The sequence below is a fragment of the Streptococcus mitis genome (genome assembly GCF_002096855.1).
Taxonomy (GTDB): domain Bacteria; phylum Bacillota; class Bacilli; order Lactobacillales; family Streptococcaceae; genus Streptococcus; species Streptococcus mitis_Y.
In genome coordinates this window covers 1-516 of sequence record NZ_NCVH01000017.1, presented here as the reverse complement: position 1 = coordinate 516, position 516 = coordinate 1, and the positions used below count along the sequence as shown (strand labels likewise).

Annotated in this window: 1 protein-coding gene; it reads left to right on the top strand. The window is 36.4% G+C overall.

What is annotated here, in order from left to right:
• Positions 1 to 124: 124 nt before the first annotated feature.
• Positions 125 to 516 (top strand): transposase family protein (locus B7698_RS00625; protein ID WP_142358041.1); only part of this gene is annotated, 392 nt, incomplete at its 3' end.

Genomic DNA, 516 nt, shown 5'->3' with positions numbered 1-516 from the left:
GGCTCTATAATATTTGTAGTGGGTAAATCCCCTATAGATCTTATGGAGCCTATTTTTGTGTAGAAAAAAAGTCCCATATGACCTATAATGAAAAGCGACGAAACAACTCATTAGAAAGATTCATATGGAACCATTACATTTTATCATAAAACTGCTCGATATCAAAGACCCTAATGTCCAAATTATGGATGTTGTTAATAGAGATACCCACAAGGAAATCATCGCTAAACTGGATTATGAGGCCCCATCTTGTCCTGAATGTGGAAGTCAAATGAAGAAATATGACTTCCAAAAACCATCGAAAATTCCTTACCTTGAAACAACTGGTATGCCTACCAGAATCCTCCTTAAAAAGCGTCGTTTCAAGTGCTATCATTGCTCTAAAATGATGGTCTCACAGACCTCTCTCGTCGAGAAAAATCACCAAATTCCTCGTATTATCAACCAAAAAATTGCGCAAAAATTGATTGAAAAAACTTCTATGACCGATATCGCTCATCAACTGGCTATTTCAAC